Here is a 17,765-nt window from a genome sequence, read left to right as displayed (position 1 = left end):
CATAACTTTGACTATACGAAGTAGATTTTTATGCAATTCGGAGACAAAATAAAAGAACTAAGACTTAAAAAAGGCTTTTCCATCCAAGGACTTGCCGACTTAGTCGGTGTTTCCAAACCTGCTATTCAACAATATGAGGATGGAACAATCACTCCTAGTAATAAGGTATTAAAGAAAATATCAGAGGCTTTAGGTGTTAGGGTTTGGCATTTCTTTTCCGCTCCGCCACAGTCAATAAAATTGATTGAGTTTAGGGATGGTCATACACTCCAAGATGAGGAAAAAGAAAAAAATACAATAAGAGAATTGATAGTGACAGTTGCCCAGAAATATTTGGACCTTGTCACAATAATGAATGAAAGAATTTTATTTGATAATCCGGTTGCTGATACTGAAATAAGCACTAATAGTGATGTTGAAAAAGCGGCTAAAAAGCTGAGAAAAAAATGGAAAATAGCCGATTCTCCAATTGACGATGTGACAGAATTTCTTGAATTGAAAGGGTTTATCATTTTGACAATTGAAAGACCTACAGGTTCTTCTGGGGTTTGTGGTTACATTGAAGATACTAGTGGAAATATACCTGTAATTATAGTGAACACATTCGATGACCCAGAAATAACTAGGAAACGATTTACAATTCTTCATGAATTAGCTCACCTGCTATTAAGGTTTAGCTCTACTCTTACAAAGAGGGATCAAGAAAATATGTGTCATTACTTTGCAGCAGCCATGCTTCTACCCGATGAGGTGTTGATATCAGCGATCGGAAAGGATCGGACATCGATTTCTCTTATAGAGCTTATTTCATTAAAGGAAGCCTACGGAATTTCCATTCCTGCAATCATCATACGCGCAAATAATGTTGGAATTATAAATAACATAACAAAAGATAATTGGCTACAGACTTATAATATTTGGAGAGATAGCCAAATGAGCCTTGGAAGATATACTAAGAGTCTTGAAAAGCCTGCTCGAATTGAGAACTTGATTACTAAGGCTATTGCTGAAAAAAGAATAACATGGGAAAAAGCAGCAGAATTGACTAATACGCCAATAGATAAATTGGAACAAATGTATAGAAATGGAATGCTAGAGATCAAATGATGTATTTTTTTTACAATATAGACTTATTGATAACGCTTGACAGGTGTGGCTTAGTCAAACCAATTATTGATAATGGCTGTAAAATAATCATTTCAGAGTTCAGAATTTCTTATTACTCTTTGGAGAAACAAACATTGATCAACCGTATGATCGGGGCTGGTATAGTTGATCTTGTTGATGACGGAGCAGATGCACTTGATTTTGCAGAGACGCATTCTAGTTATATGTCTCACATCGGAAAGGGAGGCCTTTTAGTGATTCACATGTGCGTGACTAATGCATGTGTAATGGTAATTGAAAGTGAGTTTCAATTTTATAGAGAAATCGCCGCTAACTTTGGTGTTAACTCTGTTTCACCTGCTGATTTTTTTCGTCAGAACATAGAAGACACGCAGCGTCGTGAGTTTTTAATGAATGTATTTAAATAGAGGAAAAATATAAACTACCAAAAACAAATAATGCCTTAAAGCGGGAACTTATAAGGCATTTTCGTAGGAATGTTTTTAAAGTAGTAGAAAGCTTAGCAGGGGTTGGTACCCCCTCGCATTCCAGCTATTGTTGATGAATTTTCAGACCACAAAGGTAGTAGTTTATTTGAAAAAACAAATTACTTTTTCAACAATTAGCCACAAATCTACCGGCTTACTGCTCTAACTCCGTGATGTACGAGAGCAATGAATTACTAATAACTAATTTTATTGAAATGCAGATCGATGGAGCTCTAATAAGGGAGCAAGGAGTGACTTTTGCCATAGTGGTAGTAAGAGCCTATGTGCTAAGTAGTATAAATGAATGCGAGAATGCTCGGCAAAATATTGGAAGGCTTTTTCCGGGTGTTCCATTGATTTTGATGGCCCAAGATGGACGAGGGAGACCTACTTACCAGGGTAGAAAGGACATTGTCAACTTTTTATCAAGAATTGATCCTTCTCGTATTCCCTGGAAGAGATACTCTTTCAATTAACAATTATTTAGTCTTAAAAATGTTTAACTATGGCTAAGAACGGCAAAGTCGGTGACGGTCACCGCAATGGAGCAGTAAAGGAAAGAACCCAGACTTATAATCCTAAAACAGAGGTTTGGATAAAAAGAGATACAAACACAGGTAGGTTTATAGATGGGAAATCAGATGGAAAACCTTTCAAAGGAGTAACAAAGGAAAAATAAGCATGCAAGGATGAACAGCTCTAACTGTTCATCCTTGTTTACCTCTTAAAAAGCAAAATGATGTTTGATATATCGAAACAAAAAGTCAGTGTCAAATGTGGATGCGGTAGAAACCATCAGGTTACATTAAAGGACGTGGCTACTAGGAGGACCGTACGATGTTCTTGTGGAGCCAATATACAATTGGAAGATGTTAATGGGTCCGTAAAACGAAGCATTTCTGATACGAACAAATCCTTTAATGATCTTGAAAAAGTGCTAAGAAGGGTTGGACGGTAATTTTTTCAACCTTCAATAGTATTATTAGGATAGGTAATGCGGGGAGGGGTAAAGCCTTCCCCTTATTAGTTACCCTACATTTTGCAAAGCCGCGGCAGATATGCCGATTTCACCTCTTTTTTCCCATATTTCCCGGATCTTCCGGCTTGCTTCTTCCGGGGTAATCCTGATGTACTTATAAAAATCACGCAGGCTTTTATGGCCGCTGATCTTCATTATAAGCTCGACAGGAGCTCCCGCAAGAAATTCATTGGTGCAGAATGAGCGGCGGCAGGTGTGAGAGGTAATCCACGCATATTTGGGCTTTACCTGTACTATATCCTTATTACCTTTTTTGTGGGAGAACTTTATTAACCCACAAATGCCCGCCAGTTGGGCTACCCCTTTGATATGGCGGTTAAATTCGGGATTGCTTACAATGGGAATCTGCCGGTTAAAGCGCTTGATTAGTATTTCCTCCGCTGCATCCCTCAAAGGTATAACAACCCAATGATCAGACTTTTCCTGTTGCTTGTATAATGACCCCTTCCGCACGTCCTCCGGTTGTATAGAGGAAAAATCGGAAAATCTCAAACCAGTCAGACAGCCGAGGACAAACAAATCCCGGTATTTAGCCAGGTGCGGTTGTTCGGAAAGGTCGGTTTGATATATTCGAGCGATTTCCCCCCATGTCAGATACACGGCGTCCGCTTCTTAATCCAGTATTTTAAAATCCGATAAATCAATCGGGGAGATGATTTTACGGCGCATCCTATCCCGCAGGAATATACGTAGCTGTTTGATGGTTTTGCCTACTGTAGAGGTTTTAAGGCCTCTAATTTGCTCCCTTTTGCCGTTAATTATTTCCGATTTACGACGCTGCACATAGTCATAAGTGAGGTAGTTAACTAGGCTTTCATAGAGGTTAAAATCAAAGGAATCAAATGTAATAGGAGCTTTCCTATGTTCCTGAAAGGCTGCCATATGATCTTTCATGTTTTTGTAGACGTTTAGCATGCCCTTAGAAACCTTATCCCGCTTACATTTGATATAATCTTCAATCTGAAAAATCAGCTCTAAATTTGTTTTAGGGTTGAGGGCCGCGGCCTGTTTGGCCTTTTCTTCCAACGTGGCTGTATCAAAAGCCGGGTGAAAGGTCTTCTTTGCAAAGGCAGATATATCCTGTACTTTCTTTTTCACCGCATGAGTAATAATATCGCTTGCCTTTCGTAGAAGGGCTGCCAGTTGGCCGTTTAGATCGTCAGTGGCCCCGTATGTTGCGGGGAGATCGGCGGTAATACGGTGAAACTTCCGGTTCCAGCATTTGGGGGGAATGGCTATTTCTGTATTCAGGAGAATGGTTTTATCCCCGCAATACTGGATAAAAACGATACAGGTGCCATCTTTGCGCATTTTGCCCTTTGGGCAGATTAGTTTGATTGGTAACAGCATACTCAAAAAAAATTTAGTCGAGTTTTTAGTTGAGTTCAATGCTGTTAACCGATGTAAAGGTAAGGCGGAAAAATTTGAATCGTTGTTATAGAATATTGAAAATCATAACTTTAGAATTAAGTTAGGTAAAGACCTATAAACTTAAAAAGGCTAAACGAAATCCCGCTGGGATCACAATATAAAAGCCGCTTAAATCGAAAGACTAAGCGGCTTTTCTGCTTTTGCGTACCCTCGAAACAAACAACCTGACATTCACTCTGAAAAAATCATAAAACATCGCGATTATCAAAACAATTGCCGCGATATAAAAACTATGATACCGGAATTTCACATACGCAAATCCACCAATCACACCTCCCAGTAAAAAAGATATAATAATTGTACACCTCAGCACAATCCTTTTCTGCAACGCTGCAGGATGTTTCAAAAACGCCGCCGCCAGATCTATACCCAGGTCTGTAAACATTCCAGTCAGGTGCGTAGTCCTTACCACCGAACCTGATACTACCGATACCAATGCATTCTGCATACCCATGGCAAACAGCAGACTCCCTGCAAAATATTCTGTCTTCACCACACTCTTGTCGTAGGTATGTCCAAAGTACCCCACCCCGCAAAGTATAATTATCTCCAACATCATCGGCACCGTATACGAATGTGGTTTATCTCTACCAGCCTTTGATATATAGAGGCTGGAACAAAATGCCCCTGCCAGGAATAAAATGAGCCATAGCGTAACCATTCGTACAGCCCGCAGATCCCCTTCCGTCAGTTTTACAGCCAGCAATGCCGCATGTCCTGTAATGTTGGTCGTCAATATAAAGAATCCTAAAAAACCTGAAGCGTTGACAAAACCTGCCGTTAAGCAGAGTAGGATAGCCAGCCTGATATTATGCCTGAAGCTCCTTTTCTGTCCCAGATGTCTGAACATCTCATGTATTTTTTATCCAGCAACTAAATAGCGTGTCAATGTCACTTGAAACCAGTTGATAGGATGCAGGAATGCGCGTATGCGAACTCTGGTAAGTAGCCAGCCGCGTGCCTGGTGGTCGGGTGTCAAGCAATGTATACAGATAACCTGCATAATACTCATATAGACTTTCTGAGTGGGCAATACTATCATCTATATGCAAACTCTCATCCACCAGGTTTTCATAAAAAGGATTATAAAAATAGAAATGATCAAAAGCTGAGAAGTCCAGCTGAGTGAAATTTCCATGTATGAAAGAGGCGTTCCTGATGCCGAGTTGACGTTGTACCTGGTTCGCTATTGCCACAAGATTACTTCGCTGTTCCACACCAAAGAAATTACAATCACCCGCATAATACCCTGCATTCAGGCAGAATTTCCCTACACCTGCACCGATATCCAGAATATTCGCACCGGGGGTAGCTGATAGAAAATCTGCCGCTTTTCGGGCAATTTCTATAGGTGTCCAGTGCAAATTGGATAATCGGCTTATGGGGAGAGGATATAACTGATCAAAATTCTTATTGGTCGAAAAGAAGTCTTCTTTTGTCGTATTACTTGTCATTCGCTGTCCTATAATAAGTTGTACCTTTATTAATCTAACAAAATTATCAACTTAAGGTGGGTAGAACTTTGCAAGTTGTCAATTGATGAGTTGATAAAAATCAACTTTTAATATTATGAGTTTAAAAGGCATATTCCCGATAGATAAGTGGATTTTCCGGTCCAGGTCAATTATGGAGAGCCTTTCTGCGGAAGAGATGGAAAGGTTGTTTGCAGATATGGTGGAGCAAACTTACAAAAAGGGGCAGATTATTTTCAGGGAAAATAACCCTGCTTTTGGAATTTATTATATCCAGCAGGGGAAGGTGAAGAAATATAAGCAGGATAGAAATGAGAATGAGCATATTGTATATGTGGCTAATGAGGGGGAGTTGATCGGGTATCATCCTTTATTATCCGGGAATAATTACCCGGACTCTGCTGCTGCGCTGGAAGATAGCAGGATTGCTTTTATACCCAGGGATGCTTTCCTGTCGGCGATAGAATGGGCGCCTAATTTGTCTAAGCATTTACTGAGTGCGCTCAGTCATGAATATAGTGTGCTGGCAAATAGCTTGTCGATTGTGGCAAAGCATTCTGTGCGGGAGCGGTTGGCGATTTCGCTGATTGTGTTGAGAGAGAAGTACAAGTTGTCGGAAAATGATACGAGCGGGGTGGCGATTAACATTTCCAGGAAGGATCTGGCGAGTATGACGGCGACTACGGAGGAGAATGTGGTGCGGTTGTTAAAAGAGTTGAAAAAAGAGGGTATAGTAGGGTCGCTGGGAAGGACGATTATTATTTATAATGTGAAGGCGTTGGTGCAGATGACGAATTATCAGTAAGCTATTTATTATATTTTCTGGCGTAAATAAGGCCATTACGACAAAAAAGCATCAAAAAGTGTCGTAATGGGATGAGAAATGTCGTAAACGCAATCCCCCAAGAAGGTGAAGAATAATGGTTCCAACCTAGGTTTACTCACCCGAAAAGAAGCGACCAGCCTTAAAAAAGATTTGTTCCTCCTCTCACATTTTTTTGTATTCATTATCAGCATTGAGGTATTCTTTAGCCAATAAGAGTAAAGTCGTATTTAATTTTCCCTTAGATAATTAAGCATGGTCCAGGGTATCCCTGAATTTTGGATCCGCTTTTAAAACATTTTCCAGGTCTGTTCTGTGATCTTCTCCCCAACCTTCAATCGTAAATATCACAGGTATTAAACTCTCACCCAATTCAGTCAATTCATATTCTACCTTAGGCACTTTTGTATCAAATACGTGTTTTTTCATAAAACCATGTAACACCAATTCGTTGAGTTGCTTATCCAATACCCGGCGATCGCCATTAGGTATCACCTTCTGTAACTGGACCGGCCGTTTATATCCTTTATAGACATAAGAGATCAGCATCAGCTTCCATTTACCATTCAGCAGCTCTTTAAATAAATGTAATCCACAATATGTCTGAGTGGTCGTTTTCTTTTGATACATATTTCAAATATCCGCATAAAATTGTCCGCTATTGTAATTATTTCTCCCTGAAAATAGTTTTGCAGTCAAAATAATCTCTATGTTGAAATTTACATTTTTAATCAGGAAGGTAGAGGGGATGACGAACGAAGAGTTCGTTAGTTATCATAGAAACCACCATGCGCCTTTGTTTATGTCTCATCCTGAGGCGGGTAAATACGTCAAAAAATACGTTGTTTCTCATCCTGTCGCGATAGCAGGTTTTCCAGCGCCGGAGTACGATGGAATTACAGATATATATTTTTCTTCGCTGGAAGACTTTAATACATTTTTTGCCAATGAGTATTACAAAAAGAACATTCAACCAGACGAGCCGAAGTTTTTCAAATCGGGTGAGATAATGATGCTGGTGACGGATGAGAAAGTAGTGGTCGATAATATTGGTTCCTGACGATAAGGATGGAAGTTTAAAAGGACACAAACATATACCTGACCCGTAAGTATCCCGTCCATAAGCCGTAGATATCCCGCCTCTATATAGATGCGGGATATGTGCGGCTTATGGGCGGGTTATAGGCGGCTTATAGGCGGGTTATCCTCGGGAATGAGCTATGGTAGAGGCGAAGCGAACATTCATATACCTGGTTTAGACATACCCTGAAACTTAAGTGATTGATTCACAATTGTTTGGTTGTTTGGTGGGACAAAACAATACCTCGTTGATATTCCACATCTTCCGGCTGGTTAATAGCAAAGGCTACCACCCGCGCAAAAGAACCGGCCGAATGGCGATTTCAACGGTAAGCGGTGGTAGAGGTACCGGAGATCTTTTGGAAGGAGTGACTATAGCGGTTCACAGGTACACTCAGTTGACTGGCAAAATTCTGCGGAAAACGATACAGGAACTGATTTTCAATGTTTTCAATGGGGAATGGCCGATTCATGTCGCAAAATTTAATTAAATCAAATAATGCATAACTTTGTGTCCCTATGCTGAAAATTATTCAAACCTTTATTATAATCACTTGCTTTGCTTTTACTACCTATGCGCAAAGCAGTGCACCTGAACTGGCGCTCATAGATGCCAATGGCAAATCCATTACGATCAGTTCTCTGAAAGGAAAGGTGGTATTTATCAACTTCTGGGCTACCTGGTGCCAGCCCTGTGTAAAGGAAATGCCTACCATCCAGGCATTAAAAGAATCCTTTAAAGACGTGGTATTTCTTACAGTAGATATTGACGGCGATTTACCAAAGTCAAATGCCTACATGGAAAAGAAGAATTACACATTACCTGTGTATGCGGCACCCACCGCTGTACCACGGGAGTATTACTACCATACAATTCCCGCTACTGACATCCTTAATAAAAATGGAGAGATTGTCTGGCGCACTGACGGTGGTTTCGATTATTCTGCACCGGAAATAAGCAAGATATTAGCTGACCTGATTGCAGGTAAATAAGAAGGTTCACTTTTTAAAGAGACTCCCTTTGATCTAACATGCCTACCAATGCTGCTAATGCATTTTCACCATACATCACCTCATTGCTTTCCAATGCCTCTTGCGCCAGCACTGTACTACGTGCACGCATTTTATTTTCAAATGCCCCAATAGCAGTTTGTATGTCGTTATAATTTCCGTTTGTAAGATGCTCGCTTAAATCCAACGCATCCAGCATAGCTGTATTCACGCCCTCTCCAGATGGTGGCATCAGGTGTGCTGCATCACCAATGATAGTGATATTGGAATGCGGTTCCCAGGTTTGATCCAGTGGAAAATAGTTTAACTGCCGGACGGTAAATTTATCACAAGCTTTAAATAAGGTAAAAAAGAGCTCATTCCATCCTTCATAGAATTCGAGCAGGAAGGAATATATTTCGTCCTTGTCGGAAGCATCTATTGTCCAGTCTTCCGGATACTTTGCAGCAGCGTAGAAGGTCAATCCCCCATCTCCACGCGGTTGTACGGTAATAGATTTTTCATCACCCAATACAACCAGGTTTCCATTGGCCACCAGTTCATATATTTCCGGACAGGTTGCCGCTGGATTGTCAATTTCTCCTTGTATAAAGGTAACACCACAATACAGGGTTTGGGTATCTGAAACATAAGGACGGATCTTTGAGCGGGCGCCATCTGAGCCAATTACAATATCTGCTTTGGCTGTTGTACCATTATTGAAAGTCAGTATCCAACCTTCACCGTCCTGCGTCATGGACACAAACTGGCTATCCCATACAACTGTATTGGGGTGTAGGGCATCTTACGTATGGCAACTGTCTTTTAATAATGATGCGTATAATTTTACATCTTTTCTTTCATACAATTTGATGCAGACAGCGGCTATTTCAGAAAGGATCGTAAAGGTCTCTTTGTTTAACGGAAGTGGTTGCACCGGTGTGAGATCTTCCAGTAATTTTAAGTATTCAGGTTTTAGGCTTTTGTTGTCGATGATCAGGCTATAAAAAACAGCGTCTTTAAAGGAGATAACACGATGCACCTGGTTTGGATGCATGTAGAATACGGAGGATGGCTTTATAACGACCTTTTGAAAATCCACTTCCATGGTAGTGGCCCCCTTCAGTTGCAGCGTTAATAAATGCCAGCTGTCCCGGTGAGATTGTTGTACATCTTCGAGACCGCGTAGGGATGAGGCCGTGGTCTTAAAAAGCATGATGCCTATATCGGGAGGTAAGCCAATAACAGGAATTGGTTTATTATGCTTCGGCATGAACTTTTTATTTTAGCGCTATAATTTGAATCGTTGAGAGGTAGTACTCATTATTCTCCTACCTCCTTTGTAAATTTATTACATTGCATCAAATTTCAAAAAACAATGAGAACCATTCTGACATTATTAATTTTCATTAGTACTACCGTACATGCACAACAGTACGCCGGAAAACTGAAAATTGAAAAGTTAGTAGACACCACCGTCAACTCTATCGGGCAGAAGATCGTGTACCCACAATTTAAAGATGCAAAGGTGACTATGGCCAAAATTACCTTTCCGCCGGGTGAAACAACGGGTTGGCATAAGCACCTGATCCCTGTATTCTCTTATGTGCTGCAAGGTACTTTGACTGTCGAAATAGAAGGGCATCAGCCTGCTGAATATAAGGAAGGTGCCAGCTTTGTAGAATCTTATGATACCTACCACAAAGGAACAAACAAAGGGACGACCGATGTAGTGCTGTTTGTGGTGTACCTGGGCGGTGATGGACAACCGCTGGCGGTTAAGAAATAAAACTTTGCCGGATGAGGTGGAACCTTTATAAGTTATTGAGAGCGGGGAAGGTTTGAAGTTCTTATTGTTCGATAAACTGCATTGATTGCATGAGTTCCAGATTCCTGTATAGATGTCTGTCCTGTATGGTATACTGATTCGGCAGACTTAGATCCTGCAGTAGTTTTGCCTGTGCTGCTAATTCATCCTGTACAATTGGGAGAGATCGGAATTCATTTTCTAATCCATTGGAAGCTGCTATTCCATAGAGCACTTCAATCGGCAATTCCCCTGCTCGTGTACCATATCTTCTGCCTGAAGTGATGCCATCATAGATAGTACTAAATGCGCCAACCAGCAGCGTGATACAAAACTCACTCAATATGGTATCTCTTAGATCATCATAAGTTTGATGAAGAATATCTCCTGGATTGAGAAATGCGCCCTCATCATCAAACTCAGCCGGGTAGGTCTTTCCGAAGACCTGCTCAAACTCATCGGGGTTGATGTGCTTTGCTGCTATTGCCTTCCAGCAGAAATCCCACATTTCACGGAGCTGCTCAAAATGGGCTTCGTAACCTTCGTGGTTTTGGGCCAGCAGGTCATACGCATACGCGATATTCCACATGTTCCAGAATAGCAGGTTCTCCTGCAAGACTTCCGAAAATTCTGTTTTCATTCTTCTATTTCAATAATTTGCAGGGGTAAAGGTAACTGAAAAATAATCAAAATAATTATCTCCCAAACCCCACGCCGATCAGCTGATAGCCCTCATCCGTTCTGATAAAATCGAGTTGTCCTTTTTCATTACTGCCCTCAAAGAAGATACTGATAAGCAAGGTTTTTCTCATGAGTATATGTTTAAGTAATAAGACGTAGAATTGTTGAAATTCCATATCTTATAGTACAAATCCTATATTTTATGATGAATTCCCTCAAAATCCCGTTATTGATTTTTTTTCTGTGCTGTTCCCTTCAAACATTTTGCCAGATTACTAATCCACGCACCCTTTCTGACGAATGGGGAGAATATGGTATCGGAGATCCTTACATTTTTAAATTCAGAGGTAAGTTTTACCTGTACTGTAGTACCCGCGATGATCAGAATGGTGTAAAGTGCTGGAGCAGCTGGGACCTGGTGACCTGGACCTACGAAGGTCTGGCTGTGCCTGCATCCGTAACGACTTCCAAAGGCGCTTATGCCCCCGAAGTCATTTACTGGAACGGCACTTTTTACATGTACACCTCACCGGCAGGTAACGGACATTATGTATTGTCCGCCGATAGTCCAACAGGGCCTTTCTCTTTGCAGACGGGCAACCTGGGGCATTCTATCGATGGCTCCGTTTTCATCGACGACAATGCGTCTATGTACTTCACGAATGCCAGTGGCAGTGGTATACAGGGATCAGCAATGAGTAGTCCCTTAGTGATCGGATCTGCCACTACTTTGAGTGGTGCTAACCTCAATGGCTGGACAGAAGGCTCCACGCTCTTTAAACGTAATGGGGTATATTACCTGACCTATACAGGTAATCACGTATTCAGTAAAGGTTACAGGGTGAACTATGCTACCTCCACGGCGCCATTGGGTAGTTACACCGCTGGTGCCAACAATCCTATTCTGCTCAATACGGAAGGGACTTTCTTTGGCCTGGGGCATAGTAGTTCTTTTATTGGTCCTGATCTCGATACCTGGTTCATCACTTATCATAACCTGCTTGGTCAAAGTAGTATCGTAGGGCCTAACCGAAAACTGAACATTGACCCGATGGGTTTTAATGGTGACCGGATACAGGTATATGGTCCGACTAACTGGACACAACCTTCTCCTGCTTTGCCTGTTTTCTACGATCGTTTTGACCGGACAGCTATTGGTAGTACCTGGACGAATGTGAATGGCGGGACCTGGGGTATTTACAACCAGGAACTGATGTGGCAGGATACAAAAACGACCACTACCTGGTACAAACAAATTACCACAGCTACCAGTGCCGCAAATTACACAGCCGAATTCAATATGAAAGAAATGGAGAGGGGTACGAATGCTGCCCGCTTTGGCGCTGTGTTTTCTTACATTGATGAAAATACGTATGGTACGGCGTTGTTAAGTAGTTATGATAACACATTAGAAACCGATATCAAGGTAAACGGTACTTCAATTGGTGTCAATGCCATTGCCCTGCCTCCCGGTTATGACTACCAGAAATGGCATGTGATCAGGGTAGAAAAAGAGGGGACTACCTTCCGGATATATGTAGATGGCATGCTGAAATCTACCCGTACAGCCAATATTACGGCTGGTGGTAAGATAGGGGTAACGACCTATAGCGATCACGCTGATTTTGGGTACACAGCTTTTAGCAACAAGGTAAATGGCAGTGGCGTATTTAGTTTTTATAAACCTGTACCGGGTACTATTCCTGCCGTGCATTACAATGAGGGTGGGGAAGGAGTTGGTTATCATGATTTGTCTGGTGGTAATACAGGAGGTAAATACCGGACAGACAATGTAGATATTCGTGATAGTGAGGAAGGTGGTGAGAATATTGGCTGGAACCAGACAGGTGAATGGTATCAGTACAATGTGAATGTGCAGGAAACGGGGCCATATCATTTGGGGTTGCGATATGCAACGACTTACACCGCCTGCAAACTACGGGTGTATTGTGATGGTGCGGATGTATCCGGGATCATTGCCATTCCGGCTACGGGTGCCTGGACAACCTGGCGTACGGCTGTGCTCCGGAACCTGAATCTAACTGCCGGTAATCATACGATTCGTTTGGAAACGGTAGAAGGGGAGTTTGATTTTGCGTTTTTAAAATTTGAATCAGGTAGTACCATTACCCCCAGTGGCGCTGACAATTTTGATGCGGGTAGTTTTAATGCATCATGGAACTATGACAATGGTCCATGGGCAGTATCTGCCGGGAAGGCGGGTATTAATGGCTATGGGAAAAGGACGATGGGCAATGTAGGTTGGACGGATTATACGGTGGAGGCGGATGTCACCTGTCCTTCAGGTGGTAATGGTGGTTTGATATTCCGTTCCCGTAATCCGGCGGCAGAGCAGTTTGGGAATTCTACGGATATCAGTTCTGATTACCAGCAGGGGTATTATGCAGGTATAGAGGCCGGGGGGATCGTGTTTGGGAAGGAAAACTATAACTGGACGACGTTGGCTTACAAGAGTCAGGCTTTGACGGCGGGGCAGTCTTATAAGCTGAGGGCAGTGATAAGTGGGGATGTGATAAAGATCTACCTGAATGATATGTTGACGCCGGTGATAGAATATACGGATACGAACCCGTTCATCAGTGGCAAGGCAGGGATGCGGGTACATGCGGCGAATATGACGTTTGATAATTTCCTGATTTCTACTGATACGGGAACGGGGTTGTTGAATTGTAGGATGGAGGAGTAAATGTTATTTGTTAAATTATTATTTTGTTCTGATGGTCTGGGCATGTAGTTTCCCCCTCTTGCCCAGTGCCATTACTACATCATACAATGTCTGACTATACTCCGTCAGGTGATAGGTATAGGAATGCACCAACAGAGATGAGATCAATTTTCATAAAAAAAGCCTCCGGGATTTTATTCCCCCGGAGGCTTTTAATTTTATTTTAAATCGAACCTATTTTAAATCTAATGTATTTAGATCAAACTTATTTGGATCAAACTTATTTACATCAAACCTATTTAGATTAAACCTATTTCACTTCAAACCTATTTCACATCAAACCTATCGAGGTTCATCACCTTCGTCCACGCTTTCACAAAGTCCTGAATGAATCTTTCCTTTCCATCTGAACTACCATACACTTCCGCAATCGCTCTCAATTCTGCATTAGATCCAAATACCAGGTCTGCACGTGTTGCCGTCCATTTAACATTGCCAGTGGCGCGATCTGTTCCTTCAAACAATTCCTGCTCAGTAGTCACTGCTTTCCATGCGGTATTCATATCCAGCAAATTCACAAAGAAGTCATTTGTCAGTTTGCCCGGCGTAGTTGTCAACACGCCATCAGCTGATCCGTCGTAGTTTATATTCAATACACGCAGACCACCGATCAATGCTGTCAGTTCAGGCGCTGTGAGTGTAAGCAGGTGAGCTTTATCAATCAACAATGACTCAGTAGATACAGATGATTTGAATTTACGATAGTTACGGAAACCATCAGCCTGTGGTTCCAGGAAACCTACAGATTCCACATCCGTTTGTTCCTGTGTAGCATCCATACGGCCGGGTGTAAATGGAACAGTAATATCCTGTCCTGCATCTTTCGCGGCTTTTTCAATAGCTACACCACCTGCCAGTACAATCAGGTCAGCGATGGATACTTTTTTAGCAAACTCGTTCTGTATTGCTGTTAGTTTATCCAACACCTTTTGTAACTGTGCGGGGTTATTCACTTTCCAGTATTTCTGTGGCGCCAGGCGGATACGTGCACCATTTGCACCACCGCGTTTATCAGAGCCACGGAAGGTAGAAGCAGAAGCCCATGCGGTAGACGCCAGTTCAGAGATGCTCAGGCCGGAAGCCAGTATTTTCTCTTTCAGTGCAGCAATATCAGCATCATTCACCAGTTCATGATCAACAGCAGGAATCGGATCCTGCCAGAGCAGTTCTTCCTGTGGAGCGTCGGCGCCAAGGTATAATACCTTTGGCCCCATATCACGGTGTGTGAGTTTGAACCATGCTCTTGCAAACGCGTCTGCAAATGCATCCGGGTTTTCAAAGAAGTTCCTTGATATCTTTTCATATGCCGGATCGAACCGTAAAGCGAGGTCCGTAGTCAGCATAGTAGGACGGTGTTTTTTGCCACTGTCATATGCATCCGGAATAATATTATCAGCATCTTTTGCTACCCATTGGTGAGCGCCGGCAGGGCTCTTGGTGAGTTCCCATTCAAAACCGAAGAGGTTCTCAAAGAAGTTGTTGCTCCATTGGGTAGGTGTTTTTGTCCATATTACTTCCAGGCCACTGGTAATAGTATCGGCGCCTTTGCCGGAGCCATAGCTATTACTCCATCCCAGACCCTGTGCTTCTATGCCTGCGGCTTCCGGTTCTTTGCCTACATGATCAGCAGTAGCTGCGCCGTGGGTTTTACCGAAGCTGTGACCGCCTGCGATGAGGGCAACAGTTTCTTCATCATTCATAGCCATACGACCAAAGGTATCACGGATATCTTTGGCAGCTGCAATGGGGTCAGGATTACCATCAGGACCTTCAGGGTTTACATAGATCAAACCCATCTGTACAGCAGCGAGTGGTTTGTCGAGGTAACGGGAGTGAATATCGCCATCTGCATTATCATCTGATACCAGTACGCCACGGTTTTCAACTACACCTTCAGAGCCGTGTGCGTAGCGCACATCGCCACCCAGCCAGGTGGTTTCAGAACCCCAATATACATCTTCGTCCGGTTCCCATTTATCAACACGTCCACCTGCGAAGCCAAAGGTTTTGAAGCCCATAGATTCGAGGGCAATATTGCCGGTTAAGATCATGAGATCAGCCCAGGAGATCTTGTTGCCATATTTTTGTTTGATAGGCCAGAGTAGTCTGCGGGCTTTGTCCAGGCTAACGTTGTCAGGCCAGCTGTTGAGTGGCGCGAAACGTTGTTGGCCGGAACCGGCGCCGCCACGACCATCGGTAACGCGGTAGGTACCTGCGCTGTGCCATGCCATGCGGATAAAGAGGGGACCGTAATGGCCGAAGTCAGCAGGCCACCAGTCCTGAGAGTCGGTCATGAGTGCATGGAGGTCTTGCTTAACGGCTTCGAGATCCAGGCTTTTGAAGGCTTCGGCATAGTTGAATTCGTCGCCGAGAGGGTTGGATAAAGGTGATTGTTGACGAAGGATGTTGAGTTTAAGTTGGTCAGGCCACCAGTCACGATTCCTGGTGCCACCACCAGCGACTGGGTTTTTCATACTGCCATTGTGGAATGGGCATTTACTGATGTCGTTTGATTCTTTTCCCATTGTTTTTATTTTATGGTATTAAATGAAAGCTTACGGTGTTGTTTTTACAAGCAGGATGGTAAAAGTAGGACTTTAAGGATATAAACAAGATTAATATATTCTATATTTTAATAGTTTAAATCTATATAATGCCATTTATAAATAACTATTGAGGGGAGGGGTTTGTTCGGATTTAATATAAAATTCATATAAAGAGCTTATCAAAAAAATAGCCCCGAAGTATAAACTTCAGGGCGCTTCAAAACCTAAAATTAAAATATAAATCTTACTAATATTGATAGTGTGTCAGTTGCAGTTTTCTTTAAAAAATCACCCGAATCTCCCATGCATTTGCCTGCGGCCGGCTTGACTAAATTCAAGATGATACACTACTCTAATACTTTGCATCCTTCTTCAGATATATTTTCTTCTTCTCCGTCTGTTGCTGTATACTCTTATATATCTTATTCGTAAATGAACTATCTACATCTTCCGCCTTCCTGCTCTTCAGGTCCTTTTCTATATACGCCTGCCGCATCTTCACATACTTATCTAACTCCTTGTTCAAACTATCCCTTACCGCCACTTTTTTCTTTAAATATTCCTCCCGCTGCACTACTGTCATCTTCTTCATTTCCTCCGGTAATTCCTCCGTTTTTATAGATTCAACACTCACGGATTTATCTTTATAGTTCTCCAGCAATTCCTTCTTTCCATAATACCCACTCTTCCCCGCTTTTGTAGCATTATACTCCGCCCGCTGCGCTTTCACATTTGCCGCCACATTCGTACTGATATATTTGCTCTTTGATACTTTTGCAGAATAGGCCACTTTCTCATCTTCACTACCATAATACAGCCTGCTATCATCCAACTGATCTGATAACTGTGCAATCTGATTATCATAAGGGGTATTCACCTGTATATCATTCGCATCCATATTTACCTGCGTAAAGCTTCCCTGATTACACTGTGCTATATCTTTCCACACCTGCATCGCTTTATAATTATCCCCCATCAGGATCGTGTTTAATACAATATCTTTCTGCGTAGCCAGCTTACAACTTACCGGGTACTTCACATCATCCCTGTAATCCATATGCGGGGGGCAATCTCCCACCAAAAACACCGTCTTGTAGGTGCTTTGCGCAGTATCCCATTTAAACTTTGTTACCGCCTCATTCAAGGCCTGGTTCACACTCTCCGGACTGTCCCCTCCACCATCTGCACTCATCTGCATCAACTGCTCATACACATCATCCATATCACCAGACAAAGCCACTCTTCTCGTAATAAACTGGTCTCCCCTGTCCCTGTAAAATATTAACCCTATCTCAATGACAGGCGCAGGCTCCGCCTGTGCGAGACTTCCCGCAATAGACCATATTTTTTCTTTGGCAGCGCCGATCAAACCGGTCATACTACCTGTTGCATCCAATGCAAATACTACCTGAATTTTAGATTGAGCGTGGGGAGAATCAATTATAACGGGGGAAGGAGAGGATTCCATAACAGGGTGCTTACGCACAGTGCCCATCAGGAATAACGCACAGAAAAAGGTGCCAATCGGGATAATGTACTTTGGACTCATGGAAAA

At 42.4% G+C, this 17,765-nt stretch carries 18 protein-coding genes and 1 pseudogene; 8 read left to right on the top strand and 11 right to left on the bottom strand.

What is annotated here, in order from left to right; translation table 11 throughout:
* Positions 1-30: 30 nt before the first annotated feature.
* The 3 genes from QQL36_RS29375 to QQL36_RS29365 all read left to right on the top strand — a co-directional run bounded on the left by QQL36_RS29375 (position 31) and on the right by QQL36_RS29365 (position 2,274).
* Positions 31-1,107: a helix-turn-helix domain-containing protein gene (locus QQL36_RS29375; protein ID WP_145670789.1), complete on the top strand. Its 1,077-nt coding sequence runs from the start codon at positions 31-33 to the stop codon at positions 1,105-1,107.
* A 26-nt stretch (positions 1,108-1,133) separates the two neighbouring features.
* Positions 1,134-1,535, top strand: coding sequence for a hypothetical protein (locus tag QQL36_RS29370; protein ID WP_321567715.1), 402 nt, complete (start codon positions 1,134-1,136; stop codon positions 1,533-1,535).
* Between the two features lie 565 nt (positions 1,536-2,100).
* The gene (locus tag QQL36_RS29365) at positions 2,101-2,274 is read left to right on the top strand and encodes a hypothetical protein (protein WP_186452496.1); all 174 of its coding nucleotides are present in this window, start codon (positions 2,101-2,103) and stop codon (positions 2,272-2,274) included.
* 348 nt (positions 2,275-2,622) lie between these two features.
* Here the strand turns inward: QQL36_RS29365 and QQL36_RS29360 are convergent, their stop codons facing one another.
* From QQL36_RS29360 to QQL36_RS29345, 4 genes are all read right to left on the bottom strand, one after another.
* The gene (locus QQL36_RS29360; RefSeq protein WP_321567714.1) at positions 2,623-3,234 is read right to left on the bottom strand and encodes a site-specific integrase; all 612 of its coding nucleotides are present in this window, start codon (positions 3,232-3,234) and stop codon (positions 2,623-2,625) included.
* Positions 3,235-3,246: 12 nt separating this feature from the next.
* The gene (locus QQL36_RS29355; RefSeq protein WP_321567713.1) at positions 3,247-4,023 is read right to left on the bottom strand and encodes a phage integrase SAM-like domain-containing protein; all 777 of its coding nucleotides are present in this window, start codon (positions 4,021-4,023) and stop codon (positions 3,247-3,249) included.
* Positions 4,024-4,186: 163 nt separating this feature from the next.
* Entirely contained in the window at positions 4,187-4,915 is a 729-nt protein-coding gene (locus QQL36_RS29350; protein ID WP_321567712.1) for a YoaK family protein, read from the bottom strand.
* Between the two features lies 1 nt (position 4,916).
* Complete coding sequence (locus QQL36_RS29345) at positions 4,917-5,519, bottom strand: class I SAM-dependent methyltransferase (RefSeq protein ID WP_083724318.1); 603 nt, start codon at positions 5,517-5,519, stop codon at positions 4,917-4,919.
* A 115-nt stretch (positions 5,520-5,634) separates the two neighbouring features.
* On the opposite strand from QQL36_RS29345, the gene QQL36_RS29340 reads away from it, so the two are divergent.
* The gene (locus QQL36_RS29340; RefSeq protein ID WP_083724316.1) at positions 5,635-6,342 is read left to right on the top strand and encodes a Crp/Fnr family transcriptional regulator; all 708 of its coding nucleotides are present in this window, start codon (positions 5,635-5,637) and stop codon (positions 6,340-6,342) included.
* Positions 6,343-6,609: 267 nt separating this feature from the next.
* Here QQL36_RS29340 and QQL36_RS29335 read toward each other — a convergent pair whose 3' ends face one another.
* Entirely contained in the window at positions 6,610-6,990 is a 381-nt protein-coding gene (locus QQL36_RS29335) for a winged helix-turn-helix transcriptional regulator (protein WP_083724314.1), read from the bottom strand.
* Between the two features lie 79 nt (positions 6,991-7,069).
* Here QQL36_RS29335 and QQL36_RS29330 point away from each other — a divergent pair, with 79 nt between their 5' ends.
* Positions 7,070-7,420 carry an EthD domain-containing protein gene (locus QQL36_RS29330; protein WP_321567711.1) on the top strand — a complete coding sequence of 117 codons (351 nt, stop codon included), beginning with the start codon at positions 7,070-7,072 and terminating at the stop codon, positions 7,418-7,420.
* A 343-nt stretch (positions 7,421-7,763) separates the two neighbouring features.
* On the opposite strand, the gene QQL36_RS29325 is transcribed toward QQL36_RS29330, so the two are convergent.
* Positions 7,764-7,913, bottom strand: a complete 150-nt coding sequence (locus QQL36_RS29325; RefSeq protein WP_321567710.1) for a hypothetical protein — start codon at positions 7,911-7,913, stop codon at positions 7,764-7,766.
* A gap of 46 nt (positions 7,914-7,959) precedes the next feature.
* Between QQL36_RS29325 and QQL36_RS29320 the strand changes: the two genes are divergently transcribed.
* On the top strand, positions 7,960-8,433 hold the full coding sequence (locus QQL36_RS29320) for a TlpA disulfide reductase family protein (RefSeq protein WP_321567709.1): 474 nt from the start codon (positions 7,960-7,962) through the stop codon (positions 8,431-8,433).
* A gap of 13 nt (positions 8,434-8,446) precedes the next feature.
* Here the strand turns inward: QQL36_RS29320 and QQL36_RS29315 are convergent.
* Positions 8,447-9,205: pseudogene (locus QQL36_RS29315) on the bottom strand (FAD-dependent oxidoreductase); the annotation flags it as partial.
* Between the two features lie 30 nt (positions 9,206-9,235).
* Complete coding sequence (locus tag QQL36_RS29310) at positions 9,236-9,703, bottom strand: AraC family ligand binding domain-containing protein (protein ID WP_083724306.1); 468 nt, start codon at positions 9,701-9,703, stop codon at positions 9,236-9,238.
* Positions 9,704-9,808: 105 nt separating this feature from the next.
* On the opposite strand from QQL36_RS29310, the gene QQL36_RS29305 reads away from it, so the two are divergent.
* The gene (locus tag QQL36_RS29305; protein ID WP_321567708.1) at positions 9,809-10,219 is read left to right on the top strand and encodes a cupin domain-containing protein; all 411 of its coding nucleotides are present in this window, start codon (positions 9,809-9,811) and stop codon (positions 10,217-10,219) included.
* Positions 10,220-10,280: 61 nt separating this feature from the next.
* Here QQL36_RS29305 and QQL36_RS29300 read toward each other — a convergent pair whose 3' ends face one another.
* Positions 10,281-10,877 (bottom strand): hypothetical protein, encoded by a 597-nt coding sequence (locus QQL36_RS29300; RefSeq protein WP_321567707.1) that lies wholly within the window; start codon positions 10,875-10,877, stop codon positions 10,281-10,283.
* 243 nt (positions 10,878-11,120) lie between these two features.
* On the opposite strand from QQL36_RS29300, the gene QQL36_RS29295 reads away from it, so the two are divergent.
* Positions 11,121-13,625, top strand: a complete 2,505-nt coding sequence (locus tag QQL36_RS29295; protein WP_083724302.1) for a family 43 glycosylhydrolase — start codon at positions 11,121-11,123, stop codon at positions 13,623-13,625.
* 305 nt (positions 13,626-13,930) lie between these two features.
* On the opposite strand, the gene katG is transcribed toward QQL36_RS29295, so the two are convergent.
* Both katG and QQL36_RS29285 read right to left on the bottom strand, forming a co-directional pair.
* Positions 13,931-16,189 (bottom strand): catalase/peroxidase HPI, encoded by a 2,259-nt coding sequence (gene katG / locus QQL36_RS29290; RefSeq protein ID WP_321567706.1) that lies wholly within the window; start codon positions 16,187-16,189, stop codon positions 13,931-13,933.
* A 373-nt stretch (positions 16,190-16,562) separates the two neighbouring features.
* A complete protein-coding gene (locus tag QQL36_RS29285) occupies positions 16,563-17,759 on the bottom strand; it encodes a vWA domain-containing protein (protein WP_321567705.1) in 1,197 nt (398 codons plus the stop codon).
* Positions 17,760-17,765 lie beyond the last annotated feature (6 nt).

Source organism: Chitinophaga sp. LS1, assembly GCF_034274695.1.
Classification (GTDB): domain Bacteria; phylum Bacteroidota; class Bacteroidia; order Chitinophagales; family Chitinophagaceae; genus Chitinophaga.
The sequence above is the reverse complement of the archived record's forward strand: the minus strand, read 5'-3'. Positions and strand labels throughout refer to the sequence as shown.

Excerpts from the sequence above, each read along its gene's own strand:
- QQL36_RS29350 (WP_321567712.1), bottom strand. The coding sequence starts at position 4,915 with ATGTTCAGACATCTGGGACAGAAAAGGAGCTTCAGGCATAATATCAGG.
- QQL36_RS29325 (WP_321567710.1), bottom strand. The coding sequence starts at position 7,913 with ATGAATCGGCCATTCCCCATTGAAAACATTGAAAATCAGTTCCTGTAT.
- QQL36_RS29300 (WP_321567707.1), bottom strand. The coding sequence starts at position 10,877 with ATGAAAACAGAATTTTCGGAAGTCTTGCAGGAGAACCTGCTATTCTGG.
- QQL36_RS29295 (WP_083724302.1), top strand. The coding sequence starts at position 11,121 with ATGATGAATTCCCTCAAAATCCCGTTATTGATTTTTTTTCTGTGCTGT.
- QQL36_RS29320 (WP_321567709.1), top strand. The coding sequence starts at position 7,960 with ATGCTGAAAATTATTCAAACCTTTATTATAATCACTTGCTTTGCTTTT.
- QQL36_RS29365 (WP_186452496.1), top strand. The coding sequence starts at position 2,101 with ATGGCTAAGAACGGCAAAGTCGGTGACGGTCACCGCAATGGAGCAGTA.
- QQL36_RS29335 (WP_083724314.1), bottom strand. The coding sequence starts at position 6,990 with ATGTATCAAAAGAAAACGACCACTCAGACATATTGTGGATTACATTTA.
- QQL36_RS29310 (WP_083724306.1), bottom strand. The coding sequence starts at position 9,703 with ATGCCGAAGCATAATAAACCAATTCCTGTTATTGGCTTACCTCCCGAT.
- QQL36_RS29305 (WP_321567708.1), top strand. The coding sequence starts at position 9,809 with ATGAGAACCATTCTGACATTATTAATTTTCATTAGTACTACCGTACAT.
- QQL36_RS29340 (WP_083724316.1), top strand. The coding sequence starts at position 5,635 with ATGAGTTTAAAAGGCATATTCCCGATAGATAAGTGGATTTTCCGGTCC.
- QQL36_RS29375 (WP_145670789.1), top strand. The coding sequence starts at position 31 with ATGCAATTCGGAGACAAAATAAAAGAACTAAGACTTAAAAAAGGCTTT.
- QQL36_RS29330 (WP_321567711.1), top strand. The coding sequence starts at position 7,070 with ATGTTGAAATTTACATTTTTAATCAGGAAGGTAGAGGGGATGACGAAC.
- QQL36_RS29345 (WP_083724318.1), bottom strand. The coding sequence starts at position 5,519 with ATGACAAGTAATACGACAAAAGAAGACTTCTTTTCGACCAATAAGAAT.
- katG (WP_321567706.1), bottom strand. The coding sequence starts at position 16,189 with ATGGGAAAAGAATCAAACGACATCAGTAAATGCCCATTCCACAATGGC.
- QQL36_RS29285 (WP_321567705.1), bottom strand. The coding sequence starts at position 17,759 with ATGAGTCCAAAGTACATTATCCCGATTGGCACCTTTTTCTGTGCGTTA.